The 13782-nt window shown below is 63.2% G+C and carries 15 protein-coding genes; 10 read left to right on the top strand and 5 right to left on the bottom strand.

All coding sequences use genetic code 11. The annotated features are described in order from the left end of the window. Positions 1 to 436: 436 nt before the first annotated feature. Positions 437 to 712 carry a hypothetical protein gene (locus EJ070_RS23785; RefSeq protein WP_126093530.1) on the bottom strand — a complete coding sequence of 92 codons (276 nt, stop codon included), beginning with the start codon at positions 710 to 712 and terminating at the stop codon, positions 437 to 439. Positions 713 to 1025: 313 nt separating this feature from the next. Between EJ070_RS23785 and EJ070_RS23780 the strand changes: the two genes are divergently transcribed. Continuing rightward, a complete protein-coding gene (locus tag EJ070_RS23780; RefSeq protein WP_126093529.1) occupies positions 1026 to 1334 on the top strand; it encodes a hypothetical protein in 309 nt (102 codons plus the stop codon). A gap of 365 nt (positions 1335 to 1699) precedes the next feature. Further along, positions 1700 to 3517 carry a hypothetical protein gene (locus tag EJ070_RS23775; protein WP_126093528.1) on the top strand — a complete coding sequence of 606 codons (1818 nt, stop codon included), beginning with the start codon at positions 1700 to 1702 and terminating at the stop codon, positions 3515 to 3517. A gap of 21 nt (positions 3518 to 3538) precedes the next feature. On the opposite strand, the gene EJ070_RS23770 is transcribed toward EJ070_RS23775, so the two are convergent. Further along, positions 3539 to 4117, bottom strand: coding sequence for an NUDIX domain-containing protein (locus EJ070_RS23770; protein ID WP_126093527.1), 579 nt, complete (start codon positions 4115 to 4117; stop codon positions 3539 to 3541). A 157-nt stretch (positions 4118 to 4274) separates the two neighbouring features. Between EJ070_RS23770 and EJ070_RS23765 the strand changes: the two genes are divergently transcribed. From EJ070_RS23765 to EJ070_RS23755, 3 genes are all read left to right on the top strand, one after another. Further along, entirely contained in the window at positions 4275 to 5378 is a 1104-nt protein-coding gene (locus EJ070_RS23765; protein ID WP_126093526.1) for an NADH:flavin oxidoreductase/NADH oxidase, read from the top strand. 77 nt (positions 5379 to 5455) lie between these two features. Beyond that, positions 5456 to 5734 carry a DUF982 domain-containing protein gene (locus EJ070_RS23760; RefSeq protein WP_126093525.1) on the top strand — a complete coding sequence of 93 codons (279 nt, stop codon included), beginning with the start codon at positions 5456 to 5458 and terminating at the stop codon, positions 5732 to 5734. A 31-nt stretch (positions 5735 to 5765) separates the two neighbouring features. After that, positions 5766 to 6005: a DUF2188 domain-containing protein gene (locus EJ070_RS23755; RefSeq protein ID WP_126093524.1), complete on the top strand. Its 240-nt coding sequence runs from the start codon at positions 5766 to 5768 to the stop codon at positions 6003 to 6005. 259 nt (positions 6006 to 6264) lie between these two features. Here the strand turns inward: EJ070_RS23755 and EJ070_RS23745 are convergent, their stop codons facing one another. Beyond that, positions 6265 to 7503 carry an alpha/beta hydrolase gene (locus EJ070_RS23745; RefSeq protein WP_245464655.1) on the bottom strand — a complete coding sequence of 413 codons (1239 nt, stop codon included), beginning with the start codon at positions 7501 to 7503 and terminating at the stop codon, positions 6265 to 6267. Positions 7504 to 7631: 128 nt separating this feature from the next. Here EJ070_RS23745 and EJ070_RS23740 point away from each other — a divergent pair, with 128 nt between their 5' ends. From EJ070_RS23740 to EJ070_RS23720, 5 genes are all read left to right on the top strand, one after another. Further along, entirely contained in the window at positions 7632 to 8372 is a 741-nt protein-coding gene (locus tag EJ070_RS23740) for a competence/damage-inducible protein A (protein ID WP_126093522.1), read from the top strand. A 117-nt stretch (positions 8373 to 8489) separates the two neighbouring features. Further along, on the top strand, positions 8490 to 9323 hold the full coding sequence (locus tag EJ070_RS23735; protein WP_126093521.1) for a universal stress protein: 834 nt from the start codon (positions 8490 to 8492) through the stop codon (positions 9321 to 9323). 185 nt (positions 9324 to 9508) lie between these two features. Continuing rightward, positions 9509 to 10009, top strand: coding sequence for a xanthine phosphoribosyltransferase (gene gpt, locus EJ070_RS23730; protein ID WP_095765134.1), 501 nt, complete (start codon positions 9509 to 9511; stop codon positions 10007 to 10009). A 207-nt stretch (positions 10010 to 10216) separates the two neighbouring features. Beyond that, complete coding sequence (locus EJ070_RS23725) at positions 10217 to 10705, top strand: NUDIX hydrolase (protein WP_126093520.1); 489 nt, start codon at positions 10217 to 10219, stop codon at positions 10703 to 10705. Positions 10706 to 10820: 115 nt separating this feature from the next. Then, positions 10821 to 11132, top strand: a complete 312-nt coding sequence (locus tag EJ070_RS23720) for a PilZ domain-containing protein (RefSeq protein WP_126093519.1) — start codon at positions 10821 to 10823, stop codon at positions 11130 to 11132. A gap of 49 nt (positions 11133 to 11181) precedes the next feature. Here EJ070_RS23720 and EJ070_RS23715 read toward each other — a convergent pair whose 3' ends face one another. Together EJ070_RS23715 and EJ070_RS23710 are read right to left on the bottom strand one after the other, a co-directional pair. Then, positions 11182 to 12987, bottom strand: a complete 1806-nt coding sequence (locus tag EJ070_RS23715) for an ABC transporter ATP-binding protein (protein WP_126093518.1) — start codon at positions 12985 to 12987, stop codon at positions 11182 to 11184. Between the two features lie 375 nt (positions 12988 to 13362). After that, positions 13363 to 13770 (bottom strand): GNAT family N-acetyltransferase, encoded by a 408-nt coding sequence (locus tag EJ070_RS23710; protein ID WP_126093517.1) that lies wholly within the window; start codon positions 13768 to 13770, stop codon positions 13363 to 13365. Positions 13771 to 13782 lie beyond the last annotated feature (12 nt).

Raw genomic sequence — 13782 nt, 5'->3', positions numbered from 1 at the left:
GCGCGGTCGGCGCTACCCCGCAAGACCGGCCCCTCCTCGAATCGCAGGCGCGCGTAGCGAAGTGTAGCATTTTAATACAATCCTCAATTTGTAGACTCCTGCGATGCATCGGCAGCTAGTGTCTCCGCCCAGGCTAAAGGAGGGAAACGCCGCGGACCGGGAGGAAAGCGATGTCTGTCCAAAAAGAAGACTTTCGAACGAACAGAGCCGACTATGCGATCGCCTCGATGCGAGGCCGAGCGGCCGCTGATGACGATCGCCATGAGATACTGGAAAGCAAGAACTCTCTGTGGCTAAGAGATCGGCGAATCGCCAGATTGGCTGCAAATCCGTGTGAAAGCTTGCCACCAAGAGCCAGACCCCCGCGCGGGGATTAGCGACGCTGGTGTTTCGTTAGCCGGTGCCCGGCGCTAGCCTTGCCGGGCCGCTTCCGGCTTCAAGGACAAGGCATCCAGCCCTTACGCTTATCCGGCGTCATTGCATGGTTGGTGAAATGCAAATTCCGATCATCGCAGCCGGCGGCGCGGCATTCGTGGCAATAGAGCACCTTAATCAGATCCCAATGCATCGCTCCGTGATCCGGCCCGAGCCGGCGCACCAGTTCTGCAACGTCAAGGATCGCATGGCGCCGGCAAGTGAGGCAGTCGACCGAAAGGCCTGTGCCGGCTTCCGGCTTCTTGCCAAGCGTGCCTTCGACGAAGGGGAATTTCATTGTCGTGACGATCTCCGAAATGAGGTCGCCGCACCGGGAGGATTATATTCCTCATCGCCGACAGGTTGCCAAGAGGTTACGCGATCACGCCATGTCCTTTTGAGGTAGAGATTAGCTATCTTGCATGTGCGGCGGACCAATCAGTTCGCCAGGCCGGCACCGGGCTCAGGCAATTCTCCCCCACGAGAAGGCGCCGGTCACCTTAGCCCGCCGCGCGGGTGTGGGGGCACACCCAGCGGCGGGTTATCGGCCCGTCTTCTGCCGAATATTAGCATCCTCTTGACGAGGTGGAAGCCAGCGCCAGACTCGTTGCATGGCGAAGGGCTCTATTAGCATCGGCGACGAGGTCGCCATCACCGCGACCGTGCGACGGCGGGTCACTGAAGACCGCATCAGCGTCTCGATCCCGTCCTACGGCTTCCCGCACTCGATCGTCGACCGCACGTCCAAGGTGAAGAAGGGCCAGCCGGTCGAGTTGATCGGCGATGTCACACATATCGATGGCGAGTGGGTGACGGTCAATCTCGGTGTGCCGGTAACGGTGAACATCGACACGCTCAGGCTGGTGACAGCCTATAAGCCGCCGACCAGGAAGGCGCCTTTGGTGGACAAGCCTAGATGAGCTGTCTCGTTTCGGGACCAGAATGCTGGCACCTGTCTTGCATTGAAGATATTGCCGGTACCTCCTCCACCGGCCCTGGTCGGGGGGCCAGGATACCTAATCTCGCCGGGCTTGAGGTGGCGGGGCCTCGCCCGGCGAGTCTTTCTTTCAGCAGTCGCTAAGAACTGGAGTCTTCGCACCAGATGATGGGATTCACAGCGATTCCATTTCGATCTAAGATTCATCCGAAGCCTTGGCGAAGGAGGAGTGTTGGCGGCTCGATGCAGCACCGCTGAGGCACCGGCAACGACTGCTGAGAAGGCAAGGTTACCCGATCGAAAGCTTTTCCGTGCATCAATGGCTGACGCGCATGGGAAGGGCTCGGGATGTCGACAATCGGGGCGATCTACCGCCGCACCCCTGCCTCGGTCGCGATCGTCTGGCTGGCGCTCAGCGCTGTTCTGAGCCTGCTGCTGTTGCAAGGCAAAATGCCCAACGGCGACGTCGACGACCTGATGAAGCTGCATGAAATCAGGCATCTGCTGCAAACGGGCAATCCGTTCGACAGGACGCTGACGGGCATCGCCCAGCCCGAACCCATGGTTTCGCACTGGCCGTGGATCGTCGACGCGCCCTATGCGCTGATGGCCGCTGCGATTGCGCCCTTTGTCGGGATGGAGGCTGCGGTCGCAGTCGCGGTATTCACCGTGCCGTTGCTGCTGCTGCTGGTCGCAGTGACCTTGCTTTTCCTGCTGATCAGGGAATTCGAGTTCGAACACCCCGGCGCGGTGCTGGCTGTCGCTGCGTTTGCCGGACTGCCGTCATTTTCCGAATTTCAACCCTGGCGTATCGACTACCACAATCTGCAGATGCTTATCCTCCTCGGCACGGCGCTGCTGACGATCCGTGGCGGACGGGTTGCCGCCGTGCTGAACGGTGCCTTGATGGCTCTATCCACTGCGATCAGCGCCGAAATGGCGCCGTTCCTTGTTCTGCCGGCCGGCTTCTACGCCTTGGCGTTCATCGCCGGTGAGAGCGACGCAGGGAAAGATCTCAGGGCTTACGGTCTCGCACTGGCGGCTGCCGGGATTGCAATGTTCTTTGTGGTCGTAGGGCCTCGGACTTATACAAGTGCCGCTTGCGACCGCTATTCGCTTCTGCACCTCACCGCGCTTGCAGTCACCGGTGTTACGCTTGCGGGCATCTCCACCGCGGGAACGGCCGGAAGCTGGCGGATAAGGGCCGCCTGTCTTTTGGTCGCCGCCTGTGCGAGCGCCGCGCTGCTTGTGTTCTTCTTTCCCCAGTGCGCAGGTGGACCGCTTGTCGGCGTGAGCGACTACGTGCGCGGCAATTGGCTTTTGCGCATCGACCAGGAACGCAGCATCTTCTACAGCGCGGACTTTATAAGCTCCGACCGTTTCACCCGTTTCTTCCTCGCCATTCTGGGCACTGCTGCGACATGCATCCTGGCCATCTCCGGCACGACAAGAAAGCGAACCTGGGTGGTTCTTGCGGTCTTCTCGACAGTCGGCCTCCTGTTAGGACTGCTCTATCTGCGATATCTCCGTTTCTTCCCGCTTTTCGTCGGTCCTGGGACAGCCCTGCTTATCCACCAGGGCCTTCCTGTCTGGCTGCCGCTAAGGCGCTATTTCGGCATAAGGTCGGACAACGGGTTGCCCGGCGTTTCGCTTCTTGCCGCTCCTGGAGTGGCGATTATCGCTGCCCTTTTTGCGGGCCATCTGGTCTGGCCTCCCCAGCTGACAAAACCAATCGGCATCGACATCGCCGATGCTTGCGAGAAAGCCGATGCCGGTCCTCATTTCGTCTGGCCGCAAGGCGCACGGCTGTTTGCGCCTCCCAATATCGGGGTCGCCGCGTTGGGGTCGCCGGTCGCCCTCGATGTCGTGGCCGTTCCCTTTCACACGGCGGCCAAGGGCATTGAGCGCATCCTGCGATTTTTCGATCCGGCTACGCCGGACCCGGCGCGACTGCTCGATGAAACGAAGGCCACCCATGTGGCGGTCTGCCGCGTGGAGGAGACAACGCTAAAGTCGATCGAAGCCCAATTCCCGCTGGCCAGCCGCTTGGCGACGGGAAAGCCTCCGGACTGGCTGACGGAGTGCCCCGTTGCCGGGCCGCTGCGCATCTATCGATATTCGGCGGCAGGCGGCCCTTCCGGCCAGTGTCCTGTCGCGGGCCAATGAGCCTTGGCGCCGTGACGTCCGTCAGGGCGCGATCGGGTTCAACTTCAAATGCTGGATCAGGATGATGGTCTTGGCGTCGACGATGCGGCCGTCGGCTATGCCGGCCAGCGCCTCGTCGAGCGGCATCTCCAGAACCTCGATGTCCTCGCCCTCCTCCGGCGCCCCGCCGCCATCGGAGATGCGGTCGGCCGGCGAATAGCGCGCAACGAAGAACCAGAGCCTTTCCGTCACGCTGCCGGGGCTCATATAGGGCGCGAACAGCCGCTGCACGTTCTTCAGCCGATAGCCGAGTTCCTCCTCCGCTTCCTTGCGGATGCAGGTTTCCGGATCGTTTTCATCGAGCAATCCGGCGCAGGCCTCGATGAGCGGCTCGCGATGGCCGGTGGCATAGGCCGGATAGCGGAACTGCCGCACCAGGAGCACCGTGGAGCGCTCCGGGTCGAAGGGCAGGATGACCGCGCCGTCGCCCCGGTCGTAGGTCTGGCGCGTCTGCGTTTCCCAGCGCCCGTCGCGGCGGCGGTAGTCGAGCACCGTCTTCTTCAGCACCGCCCAGTCGTCGGACAGGACTTCCTCCGAGCGGATGCGGACGCGATCTTCCATGGTGGGACTCCATGCTGCCGGCGGCAAGGGTTAGCCGCGAACCCGCGCCTGCGCAATCCCAGAAACCGACTGGTCCAGCGGGGCTTTCACCGGCTCGTGTCTGGCGCAAAGCGCCGCGGCTGCCTAGATAGCGATATCTCTCCCAGGAGCCCGTTTCATGACATCATCGCTTTTCCAGCCGATCACCCTCGGCGGTCTCACCTTCCCCAACCGCATCGCGGTGGCGCCGATGTGCCAGTATTCGGCCGAGGACGGCTCCGCCAGCGACTGGCACCTCCATCACTGGATGAACCTGGCCATGTCCGGCGCCGGCATGGTGACCGTCGAGATGACCGACGTCGAGCGGCGGGGCCGCATCTCGCATGGCTGCCTCGGCCTCTACTCCGACGACAACGAGGCGGCGGCCAAGCGCACGCTCGACGCTGCCAGGCGCGTCGCAGCACCCGGCACCAAATTCGGCGTCCAACTCGCCCATGCCGGCCGCAAGGCCTCCAACAGGAAGCCTTGGGAAGGCGGCGGCCCCCTGCAGCCGGGCGAGGATCCCTGGCAGACCGTTTCGGCTTCGGCCGTCGCCTACGACACGGGGTGGAATGTGCCGCACGCGCTGGACGAAGAAGAGATCCAGCAAGTCATCGGACGTTTCGCCGCGGCGGCCAGACGCGCCGCGCGCGCCGGCTTCGACTTCATCGAGCTGCACGCCGCTCACGGCTATCTGATCTTCCAGTTCCTGTCGCCGCTCTCCAACCAGCGCACGGACCGCTGGGGCGGCTCATTGGAAAACCGCATGCGCTTCGCCATCGAGATCGCCAGGGCGGTGAAGAAGGCCGCACCGGACCTGATGCTCGGCGCGCGCCTTTCGGTGAAGGAATGGGTCGATGGCGGCTTCGACGTCGAAGAGGCGATCGAAGTGGCCAAGGCGCTGAAGGCGGAGGGCGTCGCCTATCTCTGCTGTTCCAGCGGCGGCAATTCGCCTCTGCAGAAGCTGCCCAGCGGTCCCGGCTACCAGGTGCATCTGGCGGAAGCGATCCGCAAGGGCGCCGGCATCGCGACGCGCGCGGTGGGACTGATCGACAATCCGAAGCAGGCGGAAGCGATTGTCGCCGATGGCCGTGCCGACTTGGTGGCGCTGGCGCGCGCCTTCCTCGCCGACCCACGCTGGGGCTGGCGCGCGGCGGCGACGTTCGGCGAGGAGATCCGCCCGGCGCCGCAGTTGGCGCGTTCGGTCACGACCATGCAGCATTGGATGAAGGCGGCCAGTTGACGCCACGGACCTGAGACCATTGGGCGCAGGGGTTCCGTCACGATTGCAACCAAATTGGCCGCTTTGCGTTGGCGGCCATGACAGACAACAAGCCATTTGAAAAGCCGGTGGTGGTCGAACTCGGCCATGTCGGCAAATATCGCCAAATAAGCAGCACGCGCGAAGCCGCAGAGTGCCTGATGACGGTTTGGCCTCTCAATCGGGGCCAGCGGCATCGTGATGCGCTCGACACTTGCCTCAAGGCGCTGGAGGGTTATCGTTCGACGGCGGACGCACGCCGCGCATTGATCGAGGCGGCCGAGGAATCGGAAGTGCTGGTCCCCGAAGACAGGTTGCCTGACGAAAAGCTGCATTGAGCGAGCAAGGGTTTCTCGACCGGAGGATTCCATGGCGAAACTGACTTACAAGATCATCGAGCATGACGGCGGTTGGGCCTACAAGGTCGGCTCGACTTATTCAGAAACATTTCCCACCCACCAGGACGCGCTGCGCGCCGCCGAAATTGCTTCGGCCGAACAACAGGTCGCCGGCAATACGGACGGTATCCAGTATGAGGATTCCGAGGGTGTCTGGCATGACGAGCTGGCCGACGGTCGCGACCGGCCGCAAACCGAAGTCTCCGACTAGCTTTTACGCCCGCGCCGCGACCGACCATGCCCTTGCCTTCATGCCGGCCGCTGGCGGACGCGTCAGTTATTATTTGCCGCAGTACTGATCGTTGACGTTCTGCCCGGCATTGGCGTCGGGTCCGGGCGTATTCGAGGCGCATGGGCCGATGGGACCTGGATTGCCGAGGCTGTTTAGGCCGGTGGCTTCGCTGCTCGAAGAGATACTGCCGGTGGCGTAAGGATCGACCGGTACCGTCCGTTCGTTCGAAACCGGACGATCATGGTGCCACCACGACCACATGTCCGAGGACTGCGCCATAGCCGAGGTTGCCATACCCAGCATGAGCGCGGAGGCTGCAAGAATTTTCGTAAGCATTGGATACTCCATTTGGTTGGTCGCCGAGGTGTGACGGCGACGCCAATGAAACCCTGGGTTGGATGCAAAAGTTCCAAGAGAAAATCGGCGTGGAGCGGGATGCGCGACACGTTTGTGTGACGAGGCCGTGAGCAGCCGGATCATTCGGCTCGGCGCAATTGCCGTCGAAATTCAGGTCACGCCGGCAAACGCACGTGCGGCGATACGCTGGATGAAGGCGACAACGCGTTCCGGCTACGACGGGCATGTGGCCAAGCCCCTCGATCCGTTCGAAATCGAGCCCGTTGATCTTGTCCAGCATCGGCTCGCCATGAGTGGCAATGCCGATGACGCGATCCTCCGTGCCGAACAGAATGCCGGCCGGCACGGCGATCTCGCCATAGTGCTGCTCCAGGCGGCCGAGATCCTCTTCCACAGCCACCACATCGGTCGAAGTCGCGTGGAAATGAGTAGGCCGCAGCCCAAGCCATCCACCTCCAGCGATCATATAGTCCTCGGGAACGGTTTGCGGCGCGAAGATGAATTTCATCGTCGGTTCGGCGTATTTCAGACTGGCTGGTATCGCCACAGTATAGGCTATCACCCGACGCCACAGGCGTGAGGGAATATAGAGCAGGTCGAATTTCTGGCGCACCCGTTCTTCCAGATGCGTGAGCGGTGCAAGCAGCGCGATGCCGGAAATCGCCGCCGGATGCCCGACAGCAAGTGCAAGCGCGACGGCGCCGCCAAGCGAGTGGCCGACGATCAGGGGCCGTTCCAGCCCAAGTTCTCCGATGAAGCGCCGCACCATTTCGGCTTGCTCAGGCAGACGACCAGACGCCCCATCGGCCCGAACCGAATATCCCGAACCCGGCCGGTCGAGCGCGATCAGCCGGTAGCCGGCACCGAAATGTCCGAACAGCGTATGGCGGAAATGGTGAAGCTGCGCGCCGAGGCCGTGCAGGAAGACGATCGGCCTGCCCTCACCTGCTTCGACATAGTGGATGCGGTTGCCGTCGAACTCGACGAACTTTCCGCAAGCCGGCACCAGCCTTTCGGCCCGGGCCGCGATCCGCCATGTTGCAAGCATCAGGCCGAGCACGACGACAGCCGCCGCAACGAGCACGCCGCCGATCAGCCACGACAAAATAGATATCAGCATCTTCCACCCGAGCCGGACCGGCTCACCTTACCCGCAACCGGCTCTGCCACAAGAGCACCACCTTGCCTGCGCATTGCGGCCGGCCGCCGGCCGCGTTATCTCAGGCGAACTTATTGCCGGAGTGAGCCATGCCTGAAATCGTCACCGCCGCCATGCTTGTCATCGGCGACGAAATCCTCTCCGGCCGCACCAAGGACAAGAACATCGGCCATCTCGCCGACATCATGACGGCGATCGGCATCGACCTGAAGGAAGTACGCATCGTCCCCGACGAGGAGGACGAGATTGTCTCCGCCGTAAACGCGCTCCGCGCCCGCTACATCTACGTCTTCACCACCGGAGGCATCGGACCCACGCATGACGACATCACCGCCGACTCCGTCGCCAAGGCTTTCGGCGTGCCTTGCGAGTACGATGCCAAGGCCTATGCCATGCTCGAAGCAAGCTATGCTCAGCGCGGCATCGAATTCACCGAGGCGCGCAAGCGCATGGCGCGCATGCCGCGCGGCGCCGACCACATCGATAATCCGGTCTCGATCGCTCCCGGCTTCCGCATCGGCAACGTTCACGTGATGGCCGGCGTGCCGTCGATCTTCCAGGCGATGCTCGACAATGTCGTGACGACGCTGAAGACAGGCACCAAGATGCTGTCGGCCACGGTGCACTGCCCGTTCGGCGAAGGCCTGATCGGCGGGCCGCTGGCCGACATCCAGAAGGCGCACCCCGACACCATCATCGGCTCCTACCCGAAATACGGCGACGGCAAGTTCTGGACAGAGCTCGTGGTGCGCGCCCGCAGCGAAGAGGCGCTCGAGGCCGCGCGCAGGGACGTCGAGGCCATGGTGGCGGGCTTGTCGGCTGCAAGCTGACACCATCGTCGGACCGGAACCAAGGACGCCGTTACGGCGTTTGTTTTCCGGCGCGTTTGCGCCGGCATTTGAGGGCCGGACGCACATCTCGCGCCGACTCTTTTTTTGGGGGATGTCATGCGCTTCAAGACGATCGTCGCCATTCTGCAGAACGAGCAGGACGCGGAGCGCGTGCTCGACTGCGCCATTCCGCTCGCCGAGCGGTTCGAAAGCCACCTCGTCGGCATCCACGCGGAAGCGCTTCCGGTGCCCTATACGTCGGCCACCGGTTTTCCCGATACCGAATTTCTGCAGGTTTCGGCCGAGATGAACAAGGAGCGCGCCGACAGGCTGCAGGCGGTGTTCCTCGGGCGCGTTGAGGATTCCGGTCTCTCCTTCGAGTGGCGCAGCCTGGAAAGCTTCTCCGGCGACAGCGCGCTGACCGGCATATCGAGCGTGCGGGCGGCGGATCTGATCATCGCCGCGCAGCGCGATACGGGAGGCGATCCGGGCGCCGATGTCGACACACTGGTCTATGACGCGGGCCGGCCGGTGCTTGTCGTGCCGCATGCCGGGCCGCTGGTCACCACCTTCAGGCGTGTGCTGCTCGCCTGGAACGGCAGCAAGGAGGCGGCTCGCGCCGCATTCGATGCCCTGCCCTTCATCATTGAAGCCGACAAGACCGACATTCTCGTCATCGACCCGCCGGAGACACTGGATGAGGCTCCCGAGGCAGCGGGCGCCGAGATAGCGGCCGCGTTATCGCGCCATGGCGCCAATGTCAGCGTTTGCGTGCAGAAATCGAGCGGCGCCTCGGTCGACGATATCATCCAGGAAAGGATTGCCGAATCCGGCGCCGACCTGCTGGTGCTGGGCGCCTACAGCCACTCCTGGCTGCGCCAGCTTCTGTTCGGCGGCGTCACCCGCACCGTGCTGCACACGGCAAACGTTGCAGCCTTCCTGTCGAGATAAGCATGTCTGCCGAAAGTGGGAACCGGTTTCGGGACAAAGACACGCTGAACGCGTTTCGGCGCGACGCGCTGTAAGTCCACAGCCACCGCGAACTCCCACCTTGCCAAGCCTGGCGCTTTCCGGCTAATTCCGCCTGCATTCCATAGTATTTGCGCGCCGCGGCGCGCTTGCGGAGTGCGCGAACCATGTCCCTTCCTGAAAAAGCCTTTCCGGTCTCCTGGGACCAGTTCCACCGTGACGCCCGCGCGCTCTCCTGGCGGCTTTCCGGCGCCAACAAGGGACAGTGGAAGGCGATCGTCTGCATAACCCGAGGCGGCCTGGTGCCTGCGGCCATCATCGCGCGCGAGCTCGGTATCCGGGTCATCGAGACCGTCTGCGTGGCCTCCTACCATGACTACACGAGCCAGGGTCAGTTGCAGGTCCTAAAGGAGATCTCGCCTCCGCTGCTTGCCGACGACGGCGCCGGCGTGTTGATCATCGACGACCTCACCGATACCGGCAAGACGGCGGGCATCGTGCGCGCCATGATGCCGAAGGCGCATTTCGCGACGGTCTATGCCAAGCCGAAGGGCCGGCCTCTGGTCGATACATTCGTCACCGAGGTCAGCCAGGATACCTGGATCTACTTTCCATGGGACATGGGCTTCACCTACCAGAAGCCGATCGCCGACGATCACGCCGGCTGAGCACCGAGAAATTTTCAAAGAATCCGACTTTGAGGGCACGTTTGTGCCCCTCAAATCCTACCGGATGAACACAATTGCTTTTGGGACATTGACTTTTTCTGGTGGGATTTTCCCGAACGAGTGAAGTTTTTTACTTTTAAAGCTCATAATTCGCCGTAAGATTCGTAAAATGGCAAACGATTCCGGAGGCTGGGGGCAGCTTCTCCAATGTTGACGAGGCCGACGACGCACAACCAGATGGCCGAAAGAGTCAGGCGACTCTTCGGCATCGCGCCGTGCCGCCTGCAGGTTGCCGCCTTGCCCTGGCGCAAGGGTGAAAACGGCGTCGAGATCATGCTGATCACCAGCCGCGACACCGGACGCTGGGTTCTGCCCAAAGGCTGGCCAGAGGCCAGGGAGCCGCTTTGCGAGGCCGCCGCTCGGGAAGCGGGCGAAGAGGCCGGATTGCGCGGCACCATCTCGCATCTCGAAGCCGGCCGTTACTTTTACGCCAAGGTTCTGGCTTCAGGCGAGGAAGCGCCTTGCGAGGTCCTGGTGTTCCCGCTCAAGGTCGACCGCGTTGCCGACCGCTGGAAGGAAAAGCGCGCACGAACCCGCAAATGGGTCGGCTCCGCCGAGGCCGTCAGCATGGTCAATGAGCCCGATCTTTGCCAGATCATCACCTATTTCTGCGCCGATCCGCATAGATTCGCCTAATCATCGATCACATAACCACATATGCAGTGCGACGAGCATGCCCCGCATTGCGGCGCGCGGGCATCGGTGCTTTGTTTGCCGCTGCAAGTGCCGATTCGGCTAACGGCGTCGATCGATGATGAACCCCGCGCAACCACTCGAAGAAACCTCCGGCGAACACCGGCGCGAGCATCGCCAGCGCGTGCTCAAGGGCGGGACGATCATCACCGGCATCCAGAATTCCGAAGTCAGTTGTACGGTGCGCAATCAGAATCCCGGCGGCGCCGAACTGAAAGTGGCACCGGAATCGCGCGTTCCCGATCATTTCCTGCTCTACGTTCCGGTCGATGGCGTGGCCTATCGGGCGGAAGTGCGCTGGCGGCGCAACGACCGCGTCGGTGTCAAGTTCACCGGTATTGAGCCCAAGCCCAAGCTGCACTACGGCTGACTGTCCGCAAGGCAGGAAGGCATCCGGCCGAAGCCGGATGCCTTCCGTTTCACGCGACGAGCCCTTTGGTCAGTTCGAGCGCCTGGCGCTCGAACAGCCGCCGGTAGATGCCGCCATTGAGTCGGATCAGCTCGTCATGCGAGCCTTCCTCGACGATGCGGCCGCGGTCGAAAACCAGCAGCCGGTCGAGCGCACGCACGGTCGAAAGCCGGTGCGCGATGACCAATGTCGTGCGCCCGACCATCAGCCGCTCCATCGCCTTCTGGATGAGCACCTCCGATTCGGAATCGAGGCTCGATGTCGCTTCGTCGAGGATCAGGATGCGCGCATCGGCCAGGAAGGCGCGCGCGATCGCCACACGCTGGCGCTCGCCGCCCGACAGCTTCACGCCCCTTTCGCCGACCAGGGTTCCGTAGCCCTTGGGCAGATTGGCGATGAAATCGTGCGCGCTCGCGAGCTTCGCCGCATGCTCGATCTCGGCCTGCGTGGCGCCCGGCCTTGCGTAGGCGATGTTCTCGGCCAGCGAGCGGTGGAACAGGATCGGCTCCTGCTGCACGATGGCGATCTGGCTGCGCAGCGATGCCTGCGCCACCTGCGAGATATCCTGGCCGTCGATCCGGATCCTGCCCGCGTTCACGTCATAGAGGCGCTGGATCAGCTTGACGAAGGTCGTCTTGCCCGATCCCGAATGCCCGACCAGTCCGATGCGTTCTCCCGCCGCGACTTCGACCGAAAAGTCGCGATAGAGCGGCAGCCGATGGTTGCCGTAATGGAACGTCACCTTGTCGAACGCGATGCGGCCGTCGGTGATCCGGATCGGCGGCGCACCGGGCCGGTCCTCGATGCCGAGCGGCTCCGACCGGAAGTCGACCAGTTCCTCCATGTCGTTGATCGAGCGCTGCAGGTTGCGGATATGCGTGCCGATGTCGCGCAGATAGCCTTGCAGGACGAAGAACGACGTCAGCACGAAGGCGACATCGCCAGCGCTCGCCTGCCCCCATGCCCAGAGCATCAGCGCAAGGCCGATCACCGCGGCCCGCATCAGAAGCAGCATCGTACCTTGCGTGGTGCCGTTGAGCGTGCCGCGAACCCAGGTGCGGCCCGTGCGCAGCCGCCATTTGGCCACGACCCTGGCAAGGCGCGTCTCCTCGCGGGTCTCGGCGCCGAAGCCCTTGACCACCGCGTTGCAGCTCACCGCATCGGCCAGCGAACCGCCGACGCGCGTGTCCCAACTGTTGGCAAGGCGTGCCGCGGGCGCGACATAGCCGAGCGACAGCATCGTGGTGACGGCAATGAACAGCACCGAGCCGATCGCGACCACCAATCCCATCATCGGCCAGAACCAGCCGAGCAGCAGCGTCGAGCCGACGAGCATGACGAGCGACGGCAACAGCGCGATCAGGATCGTGTCGTTGAGCAGGTCGAGCGCCCACATGCCGCGCGTGATCTTGCGCACAGTCGATCCGGCGAAGCTGTTGGCGTGCCAATCGGTCGAGAAGCGCTGCACGCGGTGGAAGGCGTCGGCGGCAATGTCCGACATCATCTTCAGCGTGAGTTCGACAATGCCCATGAAGGCGGCGTTGCGCAGCACAACGCCGGCAAGCGCCAGCGCCATCAGGATCGAGAACGCCGTCATTGCGGCGTGCCACGCAACCTCATCGGCGCCGGCGCTGCTGGCGACTGCATCGACCAGCCGCCCGGAATAGAGCGGCGTCAGCACGTCGGCGAGCGTCGAGAGCAGGAACGCGCCCATGATGAGCGACAGCCGCCACGGCTGGCGGCGCCAGTGGCCGAACGTGAAGCCAAGCACGCTGCGAAAGGCGCTGGCGCGCAGATCAATCTTGAAACGAGCCATGATATTATCCGGGCGCAAACGTGCCCGGTCCCGGTAAAGTCGAATTGGAAAACCCGCGGCGGCGCCTGGGCGCCTGCAATGCGGAGGGTTCAATATGGCTGGCCGCTCGCCCTGGGGCGGCGACCGGCAACGGCAAAAGCCTCTCCCAGGTCCTGCCTTGCTCCGAAAGCCCTTCGGAGCGGCGCTGACCTAGGCCTCGCGGCCTCGCATAACGATGTCAAATCCTGCCATACGGTCCTCCCGAAAGGGAATCGCGGAGAGGCTCTTATAGAGTCGGCTCACCACCTCGCCAAGGCAGGCTGTCGCCAAAACGACATTTGGCCCAAGCACTGCGATGAATTTGCAACAACGGCCGGTTGTGCCCGATCCGAGCCGTCAGGCGGCAGGGTTGCGCTCCAGTCGCATATAGCGCCCGTCGGTCTCGAACCCGAACTTCCGGTAGAGGCTGTGGGCGTCGCTGGTCGTGAGGCTCCAATGGGACACGGTCTTCACCTCGGGGTGGTCGAGGAGGGCCTGCACGAGCCGCTTGCCAATGCCACGCCCGCGATGCTCCGGCCAGATGATGATGTCGGCAAGATAGGCGAAGACCGTGTAATCGGTGATCGCTCGGGCGAAGCCGACTTGCTTGCCGTCGACATAGGCGCCCACGCAAAGCGAGTGGGCGAAGGCTCGATGATGCATCTCGTCGTTGCGCGCGCCGCCCCAATAGCTCGCCATCAACTGGTCCGAGGTCGCCCGGAAGTCGATCCGCGACGGGTCGAAGCTGATTTCAACGTCAGGCATGGGCTGTGTCGA

Origin of the sequence: Mesorhizobium sp. M1E.F.Ca.ET.045.02.1.1 (genome assembly GCF_003952485.1) — a bacterium.
Lineage (GTDB): Bacteria > Pseudomonadota > Alphaproteobacteria > Rhizobiales > Rhizobiaceae > Mesorhizobium.
The sequence above is the reverse complement of the archived record's forward strand: the minus strand, read 5'-3'. Positions and strand labels throughout refer to the sequence as shown.